General features: G+C 36.8%; 1 protein-coding gene. It reads left to right on the top strand.

The annotated features are described in order from the left end of the window. Window positions 1-892, top strand: an 892-nt coding sequence (locus SB679_RS23065; protein WP_410704631.1) for a condensation domain-containing protein, incomplete at both ends; no start/stop codon positions are given.

Below are 892 nucleotides of genomic sequence, written 5' to 3'. Positions count from 1 at the left end.
ATCCAATACAAGGATTATACAGTATGGTTGGAAGATGAGCTTGGCGGAGAGAGATATGAAAAAGCAGAATCATATTGGCTAGAGGAGTTTTCAGGTGATTTGCCCATATTATCATTACCGAGTTATAAGGCCCGTCCCTTAATGCAAAGTTACAACGGGGATAATCTCAGTCATTTGTTTTCAATTGATTTTACCTCAAAACTTAAGCAATATTCAGAGCTACATGGAGTGACGCTTTTTATGACGCTTATGGCAGGAATAAAAGCATTGCTTTACCGCTATAGCGGTCAGCAGGATATTATAGTGGGGACTCCAATAGCAGGCAGAGAACATCCTGATTTGGAGAATCAGATCGGTCTTTATCTTAACACCCTTGCAATACGGACAATATTTGAGAACGAGAATAATAGTTTTGCATCCTTGCTTGATAAGGAGAAAAACACGCTTTTATCGGCTTATGAACATCAGATGTATCCATTTGATGAGCTGGTAAGTAAGCTTAATATAAAACGAGATATGAGCCGTTCGGCATTATTTGATGTGCTGGTTGTGTATCAAAATCAGGGTCAGTTACGATTAGGGAATACCGAAAAAGATATAGTAGGTTTACAAATAGAGCGATTTGAATATCGAAGAAAAACTTCGCAGTTTGATGTGAGCTATACTTTTTCGGAGGAAGAAGATCAATTAGGATTAATAATAGAATACAATACAGATATCTATGATGAGTTCCTGATCAAAAGGATGTTTGTTCATTTTGAAAATCTTCTGACTAAAGCCATAGACCAACCTGATGAACCCATTGAAAAAATTGATTATTTAACCGAAACAGAACGTTCCGAATTACTGTATCAATTTAACGATAGTGCTAGTGAATATCCGAATGACAAGA

Origin of the sequence: Chryseobacterium sp. SIMBA_029 (assembly GCF_046535275.1) — a bacterium.
Taxonomy (GTDB): Bacteria; Bacteroidota; Bacteroidia; order Flavobacteriales; family Weeksellaceae; genus Chryseobacterium.
Note: the sequence above shows the minus strand (reverse complement) of the source record. Positions and strands in the feature narration are given on the sequence as shown.